The 19,680-nt window shown below is 58.9% G+C and carries 18 protein-coding genes; 8 read left to right on the top strand and 10 right to left on the bottom strand.

Annotated elements, in window-relative coordinates; genetic code table 11:
* Positions 1-58: 58 nt before the first annotated feature.
* Positions 59-2,155 carry a M1 family metallopeptidase gene (locus GWR55_RS11615; protein ID WP_162402408.1) on the bottom strand — a complete coding sequence of 699 codons (2,097 nt, stop codon included), beginning with the start codon at positions 2,153-2,155 and terminating at the stop codon, positions 59-61.
* Positions 2,156-2,956 carry a 23S rRNA (guanosine(2251)-2'-O)-methyltransferase RlmB gene (gene rlmB / locus GWR55_RS11610; protein ID WP_162402407.1) on the bottom strand — a complete coding sequence of 267 codons (801 nt, stop codon included), beginning with the start codon at positions 2,954-2,956 and terminating at the stop codon, positions 2,156-2,158.
* A 190-nt stretch (positions 2,957-3,146) separates the two neighbouring features.
* Here rlmB and GWR55_RS11605 point away from each other — a divergent pair, with 190 nt between their 5' ends.
* The 6 genes from GWR55_RS11605 to GWR55_RS11580 all read left to right on the top strand — a co-directional run bounded on the left by GWR55_RS11605 (position 3,147) and on the right by GWR55_RS11580 (position 8,820).
* Positions 3,147-3,782: an RNA polymerase sigma factor gene (locus tag GWR55_RS11605; RefSeq protein WP_162402406.1), complete on the top strand. Its 636-nt coding sequence runs from the start codon at positions 3,147-3,149 to the stop codon at positions 3,780-3,782.
* Positions 3,779-4,168, top strand: coding sequence for a hypothetical protein (locus GWR55_RS11600; RefSeq protein ID WP_162402405.1), 390 nt, complete (start codon positions 3,779-3,781; stop codon positions 4,166-4,168). Before GWR55_RS11605 ends, GWR55_RS11600 begins: the two co-directional genes overlap by 4 nt.
* Positions 4,165-4,713, top strand: a complete 549-nt coding sequence (locus tag GWR55_RS11595; RefSeq protein ID WP_370521134.1) for a zinc ribbon domain-containing protein — start codon at positions 4,165-4,167, stop codon at positions 4,711-4,713. The genes GWR55_RS11600 and GWR55_RS11595 overlap by 4 nt, the downstream gene beginning before the upstream one ends.
* 40 nt (positions 4,714-4,753) lie before the next feature.
* Positions 4,754-5,566, top strand: a complete 813-nt coding sequence (locus GWR55_RS11590) for a LytTR family DNA-binding domain-containing protein (RefSeq protein WP_162402404.1) — start codon at positions 4,754-4,756, stop codon at positions 5,564-5,566.
* A 243-nt stretch (positions 5,567-5,809) separates the two neighbouring features.
* On the top strand, positions 5,810-6,136 hold the full coding sequence (locus tag GWR55_RS11585; protein WP_162402403.1) for a PadR family transcriptional regulator: 327 nt from the start codon (positions 5,810-5,812) through the stop codon (positions 6,134-6,136).
* A 50-nt stretch (positions 6,137-6,186) separates the two neighbouring features.
* On the top strand, positions 6,187-8,820 hold the full coding sequence (locus tag GWR55_RS11580; RefSeq protein WP_162402402.1) for an ABC transporter permease: 2,634 nt from the start codon (positions 6,187-6,189) through the stop codon (positions 8,818-8,820).
* A 9-nt stretch (positions 8,821-8,829) separates the two neighbouring features.
* Here GWR55_RS11580 and GWR55_RS11575 read toward each other — a convergent pair whose 3' ends face one another.
* From GWR55_RS11575 to GWR55_RS11560, 4 genes are all read right to left on the bottom strand, one after another.
* Positions 8,830-9,498: a BON domain-containing protein gene (locus GWR55_RS11575; RefSeq protein WP_162402401.1), complete on the bottom strand. Its 669-nt coding sequence runs from the start codon at positions 9,496-9,498 to the stop codon at positions 8,830-8,832.
* A gap of 68 nt (positions 9,499-9,566) precedes the next feature.
* Positions 9,567-10,208, bottom strand: coding sequence for an O-methyltransferase (locus GWR55_RS11570; RefSeq protein ID WP_238398368.1), 642 nt, complete (start codon positions 10,206-10,208; stop codon positions 9,567-9,569).
* 106 nt (positions 10,209-10,314) lie between these two features.
* Positions 10,315-10,719: a hypothetical protein gene (locus tag GWR55_RS11565; RefSeq protein ID WP_162402400.1), complete on the bottom strand. Its 405-nt coding sequence runs from the start codon at positions 10,717-10,719 to the stop codon at positions 10,315-10,317.
* A gap of 61 nt (positions 10,720-10,780) precedes the next feature.
* Positions 10,781-11,698 (bottom strand): hypothetical protein, encoded by a 918-nt coding sequence (locus GWR55_RS11560; RefSeq protein WP_162402399.1) that lies wholly within the window; start codon positions 11,696-11,698, stop codon positions 10,781-10,783.
* Positions 11,699-11,954: 256 nt separating this feature from the next.
* Between GWR55_RS11560 and GWR55_RS11555 the strand changes: the two genes are divergently transcribed.
* On the top strand, positions 11,955-12,245 hold the full coding sequence (locus tag GWR55_RS11555) for a hypothetical protein (RefSeq protein WP_162402398.1): 291 nt from the start codon (positions 11,955-11,957) through the stop codon (positions 12,243-12,245).
* Between the two features lie 97 nt (positions 12,246-12,342).
* A complete protein-coding gene (locus GWR55_RS11550) occupies positions 12,343-12,708 on the top strand; it encodes a DUF2934 domain-containing protein (protein ID WP_162402397.1) in 366 nt (121 codons plus the stop codon).
* A 102-nt stretch (positions 12,709-12,810) separates the two neighbouring features.
* On the opposite strand, the gene GWR55_RS11545 is transcribed toward GWR55_RS11550, so the two are convergent.
* The 4 genes from GWR55_RS11545 to GWR55_RS11530 form a co-directional block, all read right to left on the bottom strand.
* Positions 12,811-14,004: a glycosyltransferase 87 family protein gene (locus GWR55_RS11545; protein WP_162402396.1), complete on the bottom strand. Its 1,194-nt coding sequence runs from the start codon at positions 14,002-14,004 to the stop codon at positions 12,811-12,813.
* A 168-nt stretch (positions 14,005-14,172) separates the two neighbouring features.
* On the bottom strand, positions 14,173-16,572 hold the full coding sequence (locus GWR55_RS11540; protein WP_162402395.1) for a phosphoketolase: 2,400 nt from the start codon (positions 16,570-16,572) through the stop codon (positions 14,173-14,175).
* Between the two features lie 70 nt (positions 16,573-16,642).
* Positions 16,643-17,845, bottom strand: coding sequence for an acetate/propionate family kinase (locus GWR55_RS11535; RefSeq protein WP_162402394.1), 1,203 nt, complete (start codon positions 17,843-17,845; stop codon positions 16,643-16,645).
* 23 nt (positions 17,846-17,868) lie between these two features.
* Positions 17,869-19,665, bottom strand: coding sequence for a mechanosensitive ion channel domain-containing protein (locus GWR55_RS11530; RefSeq protein ID WP_162402393.1), 1,797 nt, complete (start codon positions 19,663-19,665; stop codon positions 17,869-17,871).
* Between the last annotated feature and the right edge of the window lie 15 nt (positions 19,666-19,680).

Below are 19,680 nucleotides of genomic sequence, written 5' to 3'. Positions count from 1 at the left end.
CAGTATGCCGTAAATATCCTGTTTTTAGCAAGATACCCACCACCAGGCGACCTGCCGGTCAGCGAATCGGAAGGCTGCTGGTCGAGGGTTGAATCTTGAGTTTCCAGACGTGAATGGGTTCAGTTGTCTCCGGAATGGTTCCGTCGTTGACCAGCACTTCCTGCGGGGTTCCTTCAAAGACGATCCGGGTGGAGACGTTGGAATGGGGAGGAACGTTGACCCGCTGGGTCGAGGTGAGGGAGCCGGAACGGACCGTGACGGGAACGTCGGCGTTGACAGCGCCGGCGTTGTGGATCTCGACGGCTACCAGCCAGCTGACACCCTTGCCGTTGCGGGCGGGCAGATCACGCGGGGTGACGTTAACGATGGAGAGATCGGCCAGTCCGCGGTCGTTATAGACCCAGTCGTCGAAGATGGCGGAGAGATTCTTGTGGCTGGCGGCCTCAAGCACGCGCTGGAAGGCGCGGGGATCTTCCTGGGACTTGGGATCGGCGTTGTGGACCTCTTCGCGATAGGTCTGAAGAGCGCGTTTGAGGGGGGCGTCACCGACGGTCGAGCGCAGGAGCCACAGAACGGCAGCGGCCTTCGCGCGGTAGTACACCTCGTCGTGCGCCGCGATAAGGCTCTGGCCGGGAAGGCCACGAGGCGGCGGAAGCGTCGAGGGCAGCGCACCCGGAGGCGCATTGGGATCAGGCTCTGCGGAATTGGATCTGGACGAAGAGCTGCTGGAAGAGCTGCCTGAAATCGCTGAGGCCTGTGGCGTGGCTGTCTTTGGGCTGGGGGAAATCTCGGGTTCGACCAGTGTCAGAGGGTTGATGAGCTGACGCAGCTCGCCGAGCGCCTTATCGCGGCCGTCGACGTTCTCGGTATGGAGCAGTGAGATGAACTGCGGGACACCCTCGTTGAGCCAGGGGAGAGAAGAATGGAACCAGGCGTGTGTGAGCGAGTGCACCATCGCGGGCGTGATCTGGCGGGCATTTGTTGCCGAGAGCGGGACGGCGAGGAAGGCATCATCCTCAAAGGGCTGGCCAGCGTGGTCAATCAGGGTGAGAGATTTTAGAGGAGCTGGTCCCAGCCAGTCGCGCAGCAGCGGAGCGACGTCGTTGGACGCGGTCGTGTAGGGGGTGATGGCCTCCGGCCGGATCGTGGCGACCTGTAGCAGCTGATTGGCCGAGGGCCGGAGGCTCTGCCAGACGACAAACAGGCTGGGGACACGAAAGCCCAGGGGAGACGCCGGGAAATCGGCGGTCGCGACGCCATGGGATTCTACGACCGGGGTATTCGGCTCTTCGGCGACGTTCTTCAGCGGCTGGCGGTGGCCATTCAGGAAGGCGTCAACCGGGGGCTCGCCCACGTACTCCACCGTCAGCCTGAGCCGAAACGCTGCGTTCTGCTGCTGGAGACGAGAGAGGCCGACCGCCTGAAAGAGCTTCGCTCCATCTCCCAGGAAGAAGACAGGCGAAGAGACGGGATACCAGAGGACGTTGCCAAATCCTCGCAGGGCGACGAGTCCAGGCGAGATGCGGTCCCAGTCAGCTTGGGCCGCCTCTGTAGAGGGGGCGCCGATGCGGGTGAGTCGCTCTCCGGAGGCTTCGATGGTTCCGGAGTAGAAGCCGGTCAGAGTGAGGGAGGAGCCGGGAGGAATGGGCTGCGACAGATGGACGAGCGCCTCGGTCATCTGACCGGTGTGGTCGGCGTCGGTAGGAAGAACGTGCTGAGTAAGGGTGAGGGGAATCGGGGCTGAGAGGCTCTCCCAGTGGAGTGTGGAGGAGAGTTGCAGGGTGAGCTGCGAGATGGGGGCCTGCGAGATATTGCGCACGGTAAAACGGGCACGAGTGGAAAGATGCGAGGTCGCCGGCTCAAGGTGAAGGTCGAGATCCCACGCCGTGAAGGTGATGGCCGAGCGTTCGGCGCTGGTGATAGCGTCGACCTCTTTCTGGGGGGTGCGTCCGGGTTTTGCGGATCGAACAGCGGTCTGGGGCGTCTGGTCTTCGTTGCGATGGAAGAGGACCTGGCCCTGCCGACCGGATGGGGTGGCACTGTGGGTCTGTGCCGAAGCGCTGCCTGCGAGCACACAGGTGAGGACCGTGGCTGAAGCGAAGGCCGATCGGAGACGGGGAGGGCGGTTTACCAAGCTGAGCGTAGAGAAGATCATTCAGAGACTGCCAAGGCCCTTGCGCTTTTTGGTTGTGGCAGGCGCGGGGGCGGTCATGGGTTGGACGGATGTCGCCCGCCTCTGACGCATGGCCTCGTACATGACGACGGCTCCGGCGACCGAGACGTTGAGCGAGGAGACCTTTCCAGCCATGGGGATGCGCAGAAGGTGGTCGCAGGTCTTTTTGACCAGGTCGTGGAGCCCGGCGCCCTCGCGGCCCAGCACCAGGACGCAGTCGGAGGTGAAGTCGAAGTCCATATAATCGGGGGTTCCGCGCTCATCGAGCCCGATGACCCAGACGTTGGCTTTCTTCATCTGCTCGAGGGAGCGGACGAGGTTGGTAACGCGGGCAATGCGGACGTGCTCGGAGGCTCCGGCGGAGGTTTTGGCGACGGTCGGGGTGATGGGGGCGCTGCGGCGTTCCGGCACGAGGATGCCGTCGACGCCGGCACCGTCCGCGGTGCGGAGGAGCGCGCCGAGGTTGTGGGGGTCCTCGATGCCGTCGAGCGCGAGAAAGAACCGATGGTGTCCGTCGGAGGGGGGAACGAGGAGGTCTTCGATGGAGAGGAAGGCGCGATCGCGCAAAAAGGCGATAACTCCCTGATGGGCATCGGTTTTGGCGGCGCGGGTGAGCTGCTCGCGGGGCTCGAGGGCGACACGGATTCCGGCGGAGCGGGCCAGCGCGGCGATCTTCTCAAGTCGCGCGTCGCGTCGCTCACGGGCGATGGAGATGCGATCGAGGCGACCAGACCCGGCTCGAATGGCCTCTTCAATGGGGTGGAGGCCGAAGAGAACTTCCATGACCCAAGTTTACAGGGGGGAAGGGAATGGGCGAATGACCGTGAAGTCCGTACAATATCAGCACTGCAACATTTTCTATTTTCTGCCTTGCCGGAGTGTCCAGATGGGTCAATGGAGGAAAAAGGGAGCTTTTTCCGAGGATGTAACCTCTGACCGAGACTTTTTAGAAGGGAATCGCGTCACTACCACTATGCAAGGCGGAGCCCTATCGCTAACGGCGCATGCTGCGCTGACTCAGGAAGAGAATGTCGCGATCGCCCGTGGGCTGAAACGGCAGGATCCTGAGCTGCTGGATCATTTGATCGAGCTCTACCAGCACAGGCTGTTGCGATACCTGCTTTTCCTTACCGGGAGGCGCGACGTCGCCGAAGACCTCTTCCAGGAGACCTGGATGCGCGTCCTGCTCCGAGGTGCGCAGTACAACGGAAAGGCCAGGTTTGAGACCTGGTTGTTTACGATTGCCCGAAATCTCGTGATCGACCTTTCGAGGAAGCGGACAATGTCCAGTCTTGACGAGATGCGGGAAAGCAACGAAGATGATCGTCCGTTTGAAGTTGCAATGCCAGGACCGTCGCCACTGGAGCAGTTTGCGTCGAGGGAGGATTCGGCGGAGGTGGCCGAGGTTCTGCTGACGCTGGATACAGGGTACCGCGAGGTGCTGGTTCTGCGGTTTTACGAAGAGCTTTCGCTGGAGGAGATTGCCGGGGTTACAGGGGCTCCTCTTTCGACGGTGAAGTCGAGACTGTACAGGGGACTGGCCTCTCTGAAACCGGAGCTTGAGAAGGTGCGCAACTATCGTCCAGCAGCTGCGGAGGCGCGGGGATGAACGAGTTGATCGATGGAGCAGTGGACCGCGAGAAGGCTTTGGCGCGTGAGGCGATACGATCGCTTGACGCTGGCGCCCAGGTCTCCGTGGTAAACCGGACGCACAGGGTGGTACGGCAACGTGCGGCACAGATGTCGGCGCGGCGGAACCAGATGCGTAGTCTCTGGTTGCCAGTGATCGTATGTGCTTCGATGCTGATGACTGTAGTGACAGCGGTCTGGACGATGCTCGATCAATACGAGCTGAATCCGATCGGTATGCCCGACGCCAGCGATCAATATGTGGTGCTTCTGTTCTGGTTCCTGCCGGTAACGGCAGCGCTGCTGGCGATCGTATGGCTTCGCCGGACGCAGAACAGGCGTTCTAAAGGTGAGATTGCACGATGAGGATGGCTTCGGCTCAAGGCGAAAACCGGGTACAGGAGGTTCAGGGCGGTCAGGAGGATGAACTCAGCCTGATTCCGGCCTGGTCCGTTGTTCTGTCGATCATCATCTTTGTTGCGATTCAATATCTTTTTCACGTGGTGATGCCGCACCACAAGCATGAGATGCTGCCGATGCGTATTCTCATGAGCTACTCGTGGGGAACGGCGTTTGCCAGCTATGTTCTGCTGGTGGGCTATGTCAGCCGCGACGTAAAGCGTCGCAGGATGCCGGCAGGCCTTTGGATGCTGATCGTCGTCCTTTTGCCGGGCGGTATCGGTGCGGTCGTTTACTTCCTGCTGCGGCAGCCGCTGTTGCGGCCATGCCCCCATTGCCGGACGGAGATTCCTTCAAGCTGTCACTTCTGTCCGCAGTGTCAGTTCCAGATGGCCCCGGTGTGCGGGCGATGCTTTCGCGGCGTGCAGATTACAGATGTCTACTGTGCGCAGTGCGGCCACGACCTGGCCGAAGATCATGCCCCGGCCCGGCTCAGGGCGTATAGTGACTAGTAGCGTGGTTGTTGCTGTTGCGACACGCTGACTGGTCGAAATGCCTCTTACAGCACTCATTATCGACGACGAACCCCTGGCAAGGCAGGAGCTTCAATACTTGTTGGAAGGCGTGGACGGAGTCGAGGTCCTGGCACAGGGAACCAATGGAATCGAAGCCGTTGAATTGATCCATACCCACAGGCCTGACGTTGTCTTTCTGGATGTGCAGATGCCGGGCCTGGATGGTTTCGGGGTTCTGAAGAAGCTGCTGGACCGGAAGATTCCGCTGCCCCAGGTGGTCTTTGCTACAGCATTTAATCAGTATGCCGTACGCGCCTTTGAGGTGAACGCCGTCGACTACCTGCTGAAGCCGTTCGATCGCAAGCGAGTACTGCAGACGATTGAAAAAGCTCAGAGCCGGCTGGCTACGGAAGAGCGGACTGAGGTGAACGGCACGACCGATACGGATTCAAAGCTGGATGCACTGCTGCGGCTGATAGGAGAACAGACCCAGACCCCTGCAGCAAAGGCGAACACCGGAAAGGTGATCGTGAGGGCGCAGAACAGGTTGCTGCTGGTAGACCAGAAAGAGATCTGTTTCGCCACAATCGAGGAAGGCACAATTACGGTGGTTACGCCCACGGTCGAGGGGAACTCGAACTGCAGGACTATTGAAGATCTGCAGGAGCAGCTGGACCCCGAGACCTTCTGGAGAGTGCACCGCTCGTTTCTTGTGAATATCCAGCACATTCGCGAGGTTGTGCCGTGGTTCAAATCCAGTTACCAGCTCAGGATGGATGATCCGAAGAAGACGGAGATTCCGGTGAGTCGGGCGCAGACCCGGCGACTCAAGGAGCTGTTCAATCTTTAGATATGCTTGGACGGATTGATTTCTTCCCTCTATAGTTTCGGGCGTTTGAGCGAAATACGGGGATTCTTCGGCTTCCTGCCCCAGCGAGCAAGCTCGCCAGGGACCCCGTTCGCCTCAGAATGGCGACTCCTTATTGGCTGATCTAAAAAAATGAATTCCTGAAATTTAATTGGAACTGCGCGGGGCTGGTTCTCGTACTGATGCCTAGACAATCTACAACTCTGTATTGTAGATACCCATAGTATGGGAAGACCAAATGATCTCGTGCAGGGAACGCTGGGGATGCTGATCCTCAAGACGCTGTTGCTGGAGCCGAAGCACGGCTGGGCGATCGGCAAGAGAATTCAGCAGATCTCCAATGATGTGCTGCAGGTGCAGCAAGGCTCTTTGTATCCGGCGCTGCAGCGGTTGGAGCAGCAGGGCTGGATACGGTCGAAGTGGGCGGAGACAGAGACAGGACGCCAGGCTCGCTTTTATTCGCTGACTCCGGCCGGCCGCACGCAGTTGGAGAAAGAACGCGAGATGTGGTCGAGGCTATCCGCGGCGATCGATCTGGTCGTTGAGAGCTGAGTTTCCCAAAGGGAGGCAGTATGCGCTGGCTGGACCGAGCAAGAAAGTCGATGGCGACACTGTTTTGCCGCGGGAGTGAGATGGCCCGCGTGGAAGAGGAGATGCGTTTCCACCTGGAGCAGGAGGAGGCCGAGCGCATACGGATGGGAGCGACCCCGGAGGAAGCTCACAGATCGGCGAGGCTGCACTTTGGAAACCCTGCGGTGCTGCGAGAGGAAGCGCGAAGCGGTTGGAGCTGGGGTTGGCTGGACACTCTCAAACGCGATGTGAAGTACGCTGCGCGTGGTCTGCGGCGATCGCCCGGTTTTACTGCTACCACGATTATCGTAATGGCCCTGTGCATCGGGGCGACAACTGCGCTCTTTACTGTCGTTCGCGCTGTTCTGCTGGAGCCGTTGCCCTTTCATGACCCGGATAACCTGGTGATGGTCTACGAACACTGGCGCTCCAACACTGGTGGAAATCCATATAATCCGGTTTCTCCCGGGGACTTCTACGAGTGGCGTAACAGCACGCACGGATTTGAAGATATGGCGTCGTACTACAACGCCAACTTCAACGTAAGTGGAGATCATGGAGAGCTGCCGGAGGTCGTGAAAGCACAGCATGGGACCTGGAATCTCTTTCCGTTGCTCGGGGTTCAGCCAGCACTGGGACGAACGTTCCGTGAGGACGAGGACAGAGTCGACGCCGACCACGTAGCCGTGCTGACGTGGAGTTTCTTCCAGCGTCGCTTTGGGGGGGATCCGTCGATTGTGGGGAAAGCCGTTCGGCTGAACTCCAGGCCGTACACGATTATAGGGGTGTTGCCGAAGTGGTTTGTCTATCCAGGCGCGGGAACACAGTTATGGGTTCCCTACTCTGACGGAACGACAACCGAGCGGTTGCATGAGCACGACAATCACTATCCATACGTGATTGCACGGATGAAGCCCGGTGTGAGTCTGAAAACGGCTACGCAGGAGGTAAGCGCGCTGCAGTACAGGATGCATCTGCAGTATCTCGGCAGTCCGGTCGCTGAGGATGCTATGTCGCGTCCGATGATCGATGACGTTGTAAGCGGCGTGAAGACACCACTGCTGATGATGATGGCGGCCGTGATTTGCATGTTGCTGATCGGATGTCTGAATGTTTCGAATCTGCTTGTCGCCCGCAGCGCAGCGCGTCAGAAGGAGATGGCGATCCGCGGCGCCCTGGGCGCCCGGCGGGGAGTGCTGCTGCGTGAGCAGATGACGGAGACGACCATTCTGTGCGCGTGCGGCGGCGGATTGGGCTTGTTGCTGGCGGTGGCGGGAACGGCATGGCTCAAGGTGCACTGGCATGGATTGCCGAGGGTGGACTCTATCCGTCTGGATGGAATCATCGTGCTTTTCACCTTTGGAGTAGTATGCGTGGCCGCATTTCTTGCGGGACTGTTGCCGGCTTTATCCGCGACGCAAAAAGGAATTCTTGGCGCCTTGAAGGATTCGTCACGAGCAGCGGGTGCGAGTGTCTCGCGGGCGCGGCTGCGCAAGATGCTGCTCAGCGTTGAAATTGCTTTGACAGTCGTGCTGCTGATTGCTGCGGGACTTTTATTGAAGAGCTTTGTGCAACTAAGGACCACGGATCTTGGTATTGCAGGCGATCACGTGCTGACGATGGGATACAGCCTGCCGAAACAACAGTACAGCAAACCGGAGCAGAACATTGCCTTCGGCCGGTCGCTGCTGGAACGAGTGAAACGTATTCCGGGAGTGGAATCTGCCGGTCTGGGTGGGGGCGTACCGGGATCAGGCTGGTGGGGAGACCAGGTGTTCATTATTCCCGAGCGGCCGCACTACGAAGACAACAAACAGCCGGATGCAATGACGAGATTCGCAGACCCGACCTATTTTGCAACGCTCGGGATTCCGCTGAAGTCGGGGAGATTTTTCACCGAGCATGATCTTCTGGATCAGTCGAAGAAGATCATCGTCTCAGAGGCTTTGGTAAAGCGTTATTATCCCGGCGAGAATGTGCTCGGACGCACCATTGTGATGGGAACGGACATCACCAATAAGAAGCGAACCTATGAGATCGTTGGAGTTGTCGGCGATACGCTCTACCATGTGGGCGAGCCGACGAAGGCTACGACTTACTTTCCTGTTTCTGCAGCTGACCCTGGCCAGATGCTCACCCTCGTGGTGCGGACTGTGGGCGATCCGTCGAGCTATGCCATTGCCATTCAGAAGGAGATCGCTGCGCTCGATCCGCAGCTGCCGGTGGTGGATGTGCTTACCATCCCTCAAATCGTGGGGGAATCGATCGTCAACGAAAGCTTTTCTGCGTCACTGGTGCTGATCTTTGCGGCGCTGTCACTTGTCCTGGCAGGTGTAGGGCTCTACGGGGTTCTGTCGTATCTGGTCGCGCAGAGGGTGATGGAGATTGGAATCAGGATCGCGCTGGGAGCCCAGAGGGCTCAGGTGTTGGGGCTGGTGCTGCTCGATGGACTGCGTCCTGTGTTGGTGGGAATTCTGATTGGGCTCTGCGGAGGCGCAGGGACAGGATATGTCATCCAGTCCCTGCTGTATGGGACCAGGCCGCTCGATCCGTTGGTGCTGACAGGAATGATCGGGACCCTTGTGGTTGTGGCAGCCGCTGCCTGTGCGGCGCCTGCATGGAGAGCATCGAGCGTCGATCCGATGCAGGCACTGCGCACAGAGTGAGCCAGCGGTTTACTTCGGTTCCTGGCCGGGGTTGGCGCCCTGCACCACGAGTTGGTTGTCGACGCTGAAGGCACCGGGCGCGGAGTTGGCCTGCATCAGCGCGATCGAGGAGTCGCTCTGGTTCAGCACCGCGCCGTACAGGGTTACGTGACCGTTGTTCACGATGATGTGGATGGCGTGGTAGCCGATGGGAGGATTGTTTGTGATTCCTCCGGACATCATGGCAAAGCTGCGGCCGCCCGGTCCCAGCGCCTGGGCCAGTGATCCCTGGTTGGCGTTGTACTTGCGCAGAGAAGCCTGCGTGTAAATCCGGTTATAAACCGCTGCACGAATGCGATCGTCGTTCGGGGAAAGAGGAAGCACCTTGATCTCATTGTCGACACCGCTGAGTCCCTTGATGTTTTTTACAGCTCTGGCGGCGTCGTCCTTGAGGGTAGGACGTGAGGCGTAACCATTGAGGACAAGCGTGGTTCCGCGGAAGCCGAAGGTGATCCAGTCGAAGACTCCATAGTTGGAGAGACCGAGAAGCGCCTTTCGAACCTCGCCCACAATGCGCATGCCATCTTCCTGCGACAGGTGTGCGCCCTGTTGCACCTGCTGGGCAAGGGAAGGGGTAGGAGCAGAAAGGGTAGTGAAGAGAATCGCAGCTGCAAGGCAGGGTACAGCACGTCGCACCATAAAATCTCCTTTTCGAAGTCAGAATCAATTTCTGTAAAGAGGAGCCCGAGATAGTACTGGAGGTGATTCTAAAAGCGTCCCTCTCTTCTTTGCGCGAGGACGAGTCCTCGCGGCGTAGGAAGTAAGATGCAGGAAAGTAGCCCTTCGGATTCCATTCTCACCGCAGCTTGGCGGACGAGCTTGAGATGAGAGCTGGCGTCGTGCATCAGGATAACGCCCGTCGGACGGATCTGAGGGAGAAAACGCTTGACCTCGGCTTCGCGGATGGGAAGGTCCGAGTCTGAGAAGAAGAGGTCGATCGTGCCTTCGACCTTCATCTCGAGCGAGGATTCGTTGCGCAGCTCGATCCATTCCGCAAGGTCGGACGCCGCAATCTTCTCTTTCGCTTTGGCGAAGACTACGGGATCGAACTCGCAGGAGATGATTCTGCCAAAACCGTTGGCTCTCAGGGCCTTTGCGATCCAGAGAGTAGAGACTCCCAGGAAGGAGCCGGTCTCCACGACCAGCTCGGGTTTGATAGTGGTGACCAGGGTATAGAGAAACTCGAGCACCTCGGCTTCGGCGGTCATGGAATCGTACATGCGCCAGCGCTCCGGGTGCGGGCACTCTGGCGTAGGCCTGTGATACTCGGGCAGGAGAGCGCCTGCGGCCTTTTCGGCCTGCATCATGACTTTGTGCTCCTGCTTGATCTTCTTTTTGAAAAGCCCCATTCGGCAGATTCCCTTTCCGCTCTTCATTATAGGGAGAGGACGGGCACGATCCTGGACGCGATTCCAGACACGCATGCGGATAGTCGGAATAGAGGTGGGCGGCCCTCTAAAGTAGCGTGGGTGCGATGCTTACCACTTTGGCGATGGCCGCGATGACGCTGGAAGCCGTCGAGATGTTTTTGGTGATGGTGTTGATCCTGTCCTTTACCTCTTCAAGAGCTTTGTTGCTGTCGCGAATCTTTGACTTGAGGGAGAGGAAGAGTGCGGTATTGGCATCGAGCTTTGCCCTGTTCAGGTCGGTCAGAATCTCGTAGATGGCATCGCGAGCGCCCTGAATGGTGTCCTTGGCGGTGATGTCGGAGGCTTCCCAGTAGGCCCGGCCCAATACGTCGTACAGCGTCTGGTAGGTCTGGATAGTGTCGGGATTCGTCAACGCCGGGGCCGGTGCTGCCGTGGGTGCCGAGGGCGTCGCGGTGGAGGTGCCCTCAGAGAGGCTGGCATCTGGTGCCATAGCTGCAACCGGTTTGGGAGGGATCTTTGGGGAAGACTTTGAAGGAGACATGCCTGATCCTCTATTTCGTGTTTGTGCTGGATAAAGATTCGTAAAAGTCTGCCAGACCCTCTGCGGAGGCGCGGAGATCGGCTATGCGTGCCTGAAGAGATGCGTCATTTTTGCTGGTGGCCGCAGCAGCCAGCGCATGGTGCGTGACTGCAAGCTTCTTGAGCGAGGCCTGCAGATCGGCGAGCATATCCTCGGTCGCACTTTTATCGGCGAGGATGCGCGGGAGGCGCTGAATCTCCGTGCGGTGTTCCACCGGAGAGAGCGAAGAGCCGGCGTGTCGGATGAACTGATCCTGCTGGGCGAGTATCTGTTCGTAATCGCGGCCCGCCTGATCGCGGAGCACGTCGATATCGTTTGAGAGGAGCTTGGTGAGCGCGTCGACGTTGGGATCCATGTTGCGGATGATCCTTGGGACAGATCCCTTGACCTCGCGGTTGACCAGCAGATCACCAAGGGCCTTGAGTGCCGTGCTGGCAGCATTGGCCTCGGTGTCGCCGATCTTGATTCCGATGGGCGTGGCACTGGAGAGCGCGTCACCCAGAGACTTCAGGTTGGCCCCGCACGCGGCAGCGGCATCGTTCAGCTTGGGAGAGGAGACTCCGCTGGAGAGATCGGCGATGGTCTGGGCGTAGACGCGCAATCCGTCGAGCACCTCAGTGCGCGCCTGAAGTCCCTTTTCGTCGATGAGGGGACGAATGGAGTGCGGATCCATCGGGTGGTCGGTGTCAAAGCGCGCGACCAGCATCGAGTATTGGGCGTCTTCGTCGAGGCGGACGGCCGCCCGATAGGCGTTTCGCGTGTTTTCGACGACGGCACTGGTTGCCGTCGAGAACTGTGCAGTGTTGCGGGCAAGCGGCGACAGCGAGCATCCGGTCAGCGACAGCAGGCATGCCAGCAGAAGGCCCGTTGAAGATCGACATTCGCGCATGGAGCTAGGAAATTCCAGCAGTTTTGGTTTGTCAAGGCTGCAATCATTTATTTTGAGGAAGAAAGGCTTCGGTACCTGTGGCGAGCGGGCGAACCGCAGATTCCTCCACTGTGCTTCGCTCCGGTCGGGATGGCAATTTTTGCAGAGGGCTAAGTTCCGTACAGACGGCGGTCTGGATGTATCTCATGGGAGTATCTGGTGTGGCTGGAACTGACTGCTGCTAAGCCACAACCTGAACGGTGGAAGGAAATGAGGGATGATACGGATCCTGGCTCGCGCATTGATGTGGGTGCTGGTTGCAGCGGCCGTCCTGTGGGCGTCGGACTGGCTGATATGGCAGGGTCGGGCCCTTGGGGGCGGAGGATACAAAACCATATCGATCAATCGCTTCGTTGTGGCTCCGCTGAAGGGAAATAAGGAGGAGTATTATGCCGACGGTACAGAGGAAGTTCGCTGCACCCGCTCTTTGTTGCCGGAAGGCGTTCCGCAGGCAGGAGCGAGGCCGTGCTGGTGGATAGAGCGTCATCCTGTCGATTTCGATCGATAAGCGGATCGAGAGAGACACGATTGAAACGATCCTCCTCTAGACTAGAAGCAGCCCGGCACGGTGTGGCGAAGATTTCCCCAGGTGAGGAGAATTTGCAATGAGTGTCGAAGACGAGAAGAAGAAACCCCGCAAAGCTCCGGCGAAAAACGCAACAACGGCTTCCTCCAAGGTGGTCGCGGGAGAAAAGAAGGTGAAGGCGGCCTCCGCCAAGTCTTCACCGGCGAAGAAGGCTGCGAAGGTGGTTCCACAGGAGCCGGTTCAGCAGCATTCAGCCGGGCAAGAGCCCGGGCAGGTTGAGCACGCGCAGCAAACGGCTGCTCCGGTCGCAGGGCGCAGAGAGCCTACCCGTGTCGAGATTACAGAGCTTGCTTATGCTTACTTTGTAGAGCGTGGACGCCAGCATGGCTTTCACGAGCACGACTGGTACAGGGCAGAGCGAGAACTGCGAATGAAGCTGTCTTAGTAGTTTTTGCAGTAGAGATACTCAGGAGCCGACGATCGGCGACGCCGAAGATCTTCGATTTCGGTGCGTCGATTGTGCAGGCAGGCGTGAGGGCTGCTGGCTTTACTTTTGCGTGCAAAAGAGGGCATTGCCCAGCCAGGCCATGCTCATCAAAAACACCATTCCATCTACCAGTTCGCCTGTAAAAGAAAGCCAGAAGGGCTTCCAGAGGAGAACGAGGATCAGTAGAGTGGCGGCGAGAGAGCGTTTCGTTCCGGAATGGTCGAGGTCTTCGACCAGCCACGCAAGTGCTCCCGTCAGGTAGATGAGCCGATAGTCGAAGCTGGCGCCTGCGATAAAGGCTAAGCAGAAGATAGAGAGGCAGGCAGTAGCGATGGCTCCGCGGGGCTGGGTGAGATCGAGCGCGGGCAGGAAGCGGTCGATTCTGTCGCCAGCTCGCATTCCGAGAAGGATGCCTATCCCGCCGAGCAAAAACGCACCGATGGGTGATGCGAGCCGGTGGTCCAGCACAAGAGGCGCAAGGGCATGCACTGTGTGGCGGCTGAGAGCATAAAAGAACGGAAAGGTGCCAAAGGAGATATCCGGATTGCGTGGCGTATTGGCGATTACCTGCGCGAGCCGGCTGCCACTGGTCAGTAGCAGAGCCGTCGCCGCTACCAGGGTGGTAGTCAGTATGCGCCTCCATCCGCGCCGATGGTGCAGAAATACGGTTGCGGCGGCGATGGGATAGACCTTCAAGACAGTGAGAATGGCGATAAGCGCACCGACGATACGAGAGCGGAGCGGCGGCTTCAGAAGCCAGGCCAGGAAGAACCCGAAGACAAGAAGGAAAAAGACAATCTGGTCGCTATTGCCGCGTTCAATCGAGAGCAGAACGCATCGTGAGGCAACGGCAAGGAATACGATTGCCTGGGTGAGAAATGTCCGGGCATTCAGCAGAAAGATGTACGCGCTGATGGCTGCGATGGCGAAGAGAAGTCCGATCAGATCGGAGGAGCGCGAGGTCACCCCGAGGTGTCGGGCCATCAGCCAGACCGGGGGGTAATTGTAGAGCCGATGCCAGGGATCGAAGGTGCTGACGGTGTAGGGATCCTGACCATGACGTACACAGTCAATGGCGTGGGTAATGCCTCGTGTATCGGCGAACAGGGGCGTATTCGCGGGAATATGGAGCATCTTCCACGCCCGGGGAAGGCTGCCGCGCATGTGAACCCCCACACCCAGAGCCAATACGACCAGAACGATAGCAGAGATCGCAGCCACCTTGGGCCGGAGAAGGCATGCAAAATTCTGCATGGAAAAAGATCACTCCTCACGATAGGTGTAGACAAGAAGGCGGGGAGGCCAATTGCTCCCTATCTTGGATGAGGGCGAGTGCGAAGGTGTTGTATGAGAACGGATACGAGGATTTCAAGCTGCATGAGGCGGGAGTGGAGAGAGAACTAGCCCTGCCTTACGCAGGATTTAGAGCGGCCACTTCCAGCCCGTAATCTCCTTGCGGTCGATTCCGTTTTGGTGCGCGTAGTTGATGCTGTCGATGATCTCGTCCTTGAGCCATTCTTTGAGGTGGGCCGCGGAAGATTGCAGCCGCGGTACGCGATCAATGACATCGATGGCCAGATCAAAACGGTCGATCTGATTGAGAATGGCCAACTCCAGAGGAGTATTGATGCTTCCTTTTTCCTTGTAGCCGCGAACATGGATATTGTCATGATTCCTGCGCCGGTAGGTGAACTTATGGATGAGCGAGGCGTAGGCATGAAAGTTGAAGATGACCGGCTTATCGAGCGTGAAGAGTGAATCGAACTCGCGCTCTGACAGGCCGTGAGGATGTTCGGTTTCGGGCATCAGGCGGAAGAGATCGACGACGTTGACGAAGCGAATCTTCAGGTCGGTGCAGTGCTCGCGCAGAATGGCGGTGGCGGCGAGGGCTTCCGCGGTGGGAATATCGCCAGCGCAGGCGATGACGACATCGGGCTCGGAGCCGGCATCGGTGGAGGCCCAGTCCCAGATGCCGATGCCCTTCGTGCAGTGCCTGACGGCCTCGTCCATGCTGAGGTACTGAAGGTGGGGCGCCTTGTCGGCGACGATGACGTTGACGTAGTTGGTGCTGCGCAGGCAGTGATCGGCGACTGAGAGCAGACAGTTGGCGTCGGGCGGAAGATAGATCCGCGTTACGTGCGGACTTTTATTCGAGACGACATCGACGAATCCGGGATCCTGATGGGTGAAGCCGTTGTGGTCCTGCCGCCAGACCAGCGAGGTGATCAGAAGGTTGAGCGACGAGATGGGGGCACGCCAGCGAAGCTCAAGCTTGCTCTTCTCCAGCCACTTGGCATGCTGGTTGAACATGGAGTCGATGATATGGACGAAGGCCTCGTAGCTGGAGAGGAAGCCGTGACGCCCGGTGAGGACATACCCTTCGAACCAGCCCTCGAGGGTGTGCTCGGAGAGCATCTCCATGACGCGGCCATCGGGAGCGATGTCGGTGCCATCAGCGTCCTCCGGGAGAATCTTTGCCATCCACGTCTTCGGGGTGGCTTCATAGATAACCTGCAGACGGTTGGAGGCAGTTTCATCAGGACCGAAGACGCGGAAGCTGGTCATGTTCTGCCGCATAACATCGCGGAGGAATGAACCGAGCGTATAGGTGGGAGAGACCTCGATCTGTCCCGGCTTCTTAACGTCGATCGCATACTTGCGAAAGTCCGGCAGCTCGAGTGGTTTGCGCACCAGGCCTCCATTGGCGTGAGGATTGGCGCTGATGCGGCGCGTGCCCTTTGGCGCGAGCTCGCGAAGCTCCTCGATGAGACGGCCTTTTTTGTCGAAGAGATCATCGGGCTTGTAGCTCTTCATCCAGCCTTCGAGCTGCTTGAGGTGCTTGGGGTTTGTCTTGGGATCGAGAATCGGGATCTGGTGAGCGCGCCAGAAGTCTTCCACCTTGTGACCGTCAACCTCCTTGGGGCCGGTCCAGCCTTTGGGAGAGCGAAGGACGATCATGGGCCAGCGGGGACGCTCCGGCGATTGTGATGCCTTGTCGCGGGCCTTCTGCTGGATATCGCGGATCTCGAGGACGCATCGCTCCATGACCTCGGCCATCAGATGGTGCATCGCAGCGGGGTCGTCGCCTTCGACGAAGTAGGGGGTCCAGCCGTAGCCGCGGAAGAGTGCGTCGAGTTCTTCGTGCGAGATGCGCGCAAGGATGGTCGGGTTCGCGATCTTGTAGCCGTTAAGGTGGAGGACCGGCAGAACAGCGCCGTCGCGCACGGGATCGAGAAACTTGTTGGCGTGCCAACTGGTAGCCAGCGGGCCGGTCTCGGCCTCGCCATCTCCAACCACTACCGTAACGATCAGTTCAGGATTGTCAAAGGCCGCGCCGAAGCCGTGCGAGAGGCTATAGCCAAGCTCGCCGCCTTCGTGGATGGAGCCGGGCGTCTCTGGCGTGCAGTGGCTGCCGATGCCGCCGGGGAAGGAGAACTGTTTGAAGAACTTCTGCAACCCGGCGATGTCTTCGCTCTTGTCCGGGTAGATCTCGGAATAGACTCCCTCGAGGTAGCAGTTCGATAGAACTGCCGGAGCGCCGTGGCCGGGCCCGGAGATATAGATCACGTTGAGGTCGTACTTTTTGATCAGCCGGTTGAGATGGACCCAGGTAAAGCTTTGGCCGGGATCGGAGCCCCAATGGCCCAGCAGGCGGTTTTTTATATGCTCGGCCTTGAGAGGCTCGCGCAGCAGAGGATTATCTTGCAGGTAAAGCATGCCGGCACATAGATAGTTGCATGCACGCCAGTAGGCATCCATCTTACGCAGTTCTTCGTCGCTGAGCGCTCCTGTCTCCTGCCGCTTCGTCCTGGTTGCTGACATGGCTTGAAGTTCTCCCTTGTTCGAATTTGTTTCCCGGGCCTGAACGTGCAGTGAAACGTATATTAGCGCTTCAGAGACCAAGCATGCGCTGAAGATGAATGGCGATCATCCAGTCTTCTCTTGCAGGGACGAGCAAAATCTCCGTCTTTGAATCAGATGTTGAAAGCCGCTGAACCGGTTCTTCGGAAGATGCTTTTGCGGCAACGTTTAATGTTGCGTCCAGATGAATTTCGAGCGGCTGCAAATGCGCGAGTATCTCTGCGCGGGTCTGTGAGTCATGCTCTCCAATGCCTCCGGCGAAGACAATTGCGTCCAGCCCGCCCATCAGCCAGCTGAAGCTGCCGAGCGTCTTGCGAATGCTGCGAGTAAAGGCCGCGATGGCGAGGCTGGCGTTCTGATTGCCCTCGGCAGCGGCCTTGCGGGTATCACGCATATCGTTTGGCAGACCTGAGAGGGCCGTGATGCCCGATGCATGATTTAGAAGTTGCTCGAGAGAGTTCGAGGCCTGGTCACGGTCGCCCTTCATCTGGCGAAGAAGGTAGAGCACAAGCCCGGGGTCGAGGTCGCCGGGCCTGGTCCCCATGACGACGCCTCCGGTCGGGGTGAGTCCCATGGTAGTGTCGATCGACCTGCCGTCCAGCAGGGCGGTAACGCTGCATCCGCTGCCGAGATGAGCAATCGCCATGCGGTGCGGGAGTGAACTTCGCGTGCGGCGCATCTGCTCGACGATGGACTCGCAGCTGAGGCCATGCGCGCCGTAGCGATGCACGCCCTGCTCACGATAGATGGATGGGATTGCGTAGACCGAGGCTACCTCTGGCATCGTTTGATGAAAGATGGTGTCGAAGCAGGCAAAGTGCGGCGCGTCGGGGAAGCGTTTCCGGGTCTCGCGGATGATGGCTGTCGCTGGAGGATCGTGCAGCGGGGCAAAGCGTGCGGCTTCGTCCAATTCGTGAAGGATGGCGTCGTCGATGCGCACATGATCGTGAATCTTCGGGCCGGGATGGACAACGCGATAGCCGACAGCGCCGATGTGAGGCATGGAGGGCTGGGTAAGCGCCTCGAGAACTTTGCCGATCGCCTCTGTCGGATCCTGCGCCTGAACTGCGGAGGAGGGCTGCACTTCGCCGGTGCGATGAAAGCGGAATGACGCGTGTTCGGAGCCGATCCCCGACACTTCGCCCTCGTACAGCGAGCGGGGAGAGTCATCGTGGGCAGCGAAGATGGAGCATTTGATCGACGAGGAGCCGCTGTTGAGAATGAGCAGGTTCAAAGAAGGATCTCCTCTGTGCAGGATCAGGCTGGTTCTTTTCCGTCTCCTGGAAGGGCGGCTTCATCGTTCTTATGCATGAGATCGATGACAGTTTGATAAATCCGGTTGCGCATGTTGAACCGATCTGCGGCGCATGTGACATATCTTATGATGACCTCGAACCCTGACGCGGCTGGACGCATATCCACGGATGGCTCTGCGCCAAAGTGGCTCAGGTCGTGATTCCCAGTGGCGCGCTGCCATTCCTTGACGGCCAGCTTGCTGTTGGCCTCTGTATCCTGACGTACCGCCTGGTGGATCGCTTCGATAATTTTGTAGCCTTGCGGGCCAGAGGGGAGGTTGACGTGAATCTCGTCCCAGAGCCACTGACCTGAGGTGGAGAAGTTGAAGTACTGGCCACGAATGGCAAAGCTGTTGATGAAGTTGATCCGGCGGCCCGTGGGATGGCCGTTATCGGTCCAGTTTCCCGTCTCGAGCACTGCTGTACGGAAGAGTCCGACTTCAACAACCTCGCCCCCGACGCCGTTGATCTCCACCCAGTCGCCAACACGGATTCCATTCTTGCCCATGAGGACAAACCAGCCGAAGAACGCCAGGATGAAGTCCTGAAAAACGACAGTTAGTCCTGCCGTGACCAGTCCCAGGATGGTGGGCATCTGGCTGGGCACCCCGAAGATGATGAGAATGACCAAAAGAAGAGTGATGAGTTGAATGACGAGCGTTACGATCGTTCGAAGCGTAAGCAGGGTTCTGCGGTCGATGCGCAGACGGTCGAGAAGTTTGCCGGCCATAAGGGTGATGAGGGCCGAGCACAGCAGGAGAAATGAGATAGCCGCGATGGACTGAAGAATAAGGTGGAAGACGATGTGATGCTGGCGGCCTACCTGATCGAACCATTGCTGATAGACAGCAGCCAGCTGCTTGTGCGTCTGGACGCGATCCTCCAGGATGGACCGAATCTGCGAAAGTGAATGCAGCTGTGCCAGGCGCGCTACGCGCGATCTTGCGCCGGCGTTCTGTCCGGCGTCGTCGGCAGGAGCATTCAGCTTCGCCTCGACGGCTGCCTGCTGGGTGGCAAGTGTGGCTGCGTCGCTCTCTGCCTGTGCTTTCGCTGTTGCAATCAGGCTGGCCCGGCTGCGCTGATCCAGCCAGCCGGAGATACGGCCAGCGAGCGTGCGATAGCCTCTTGCCGTTTGCATGGCCGAGGGGCCCGCAGCCTCGGCCTGCTCCTCGCGCTTCTTCATGGCGGCCTGGCGGGTTGCGAGCTCACGCTGAATCTCGTCGCGGTTGTCTCCCGTAAGCCTGGCCAGCTCCTCGCCGGCATCGTTCAGGTTGTCGGTATCGAGCTGGAGCTGCGCCTTGGCGAGGTCAAGATCGTCCTGGGCAGGAGCATCTGGCTTCGTCGAAGGCGTCTTCAAGGCTGCGGTGAGCGTATTGACCCGATCCTGGTCATCCTTGACGACGGACTGCAACGCCGTCACTCTCTGCTGAACCTTGATCGCATCCCCGTTGAGGGCATGGCTGTCGAGCGCTGCCTGACGGAGCGCCAGGGCGAAGGCCTGATCGACCTCATGATCTGCCAATCGCTCGGCCTCACGGGCATGCCGCTTCTCCTCCGCAGAGATGGCAAGTGGAGAGAGCGCTTCAATCGTCTGCCACGGACGCTGGTCTACGAGGCCGCGTGCATTGTTTCTGGAGAAACCCTTTGCCCGCAGAAATGGCAGGTTTGCCATTGAGCTCTGCGTCATGAAAAGGCCGATCAGAGACGCGATCAGAAGCGCCGCTGGAATCACGATCGAAAGACTTTTTAAAGCCTTCATGTCTTCACCCTATAC

The sequence above is a fragment of the Edaphobacter sp. 12200R-103 genome, assembly GCF_010093025.1.
Classification (GTDB): domain Bacteria; phylum Acidobacteriota; class Terriglobia; order Terriglobales; family Acidobacteriaceae; genus Edaphobacter.
This window is presented reverse-complemented; position numbering and strand designations above follow the sequence as displayed.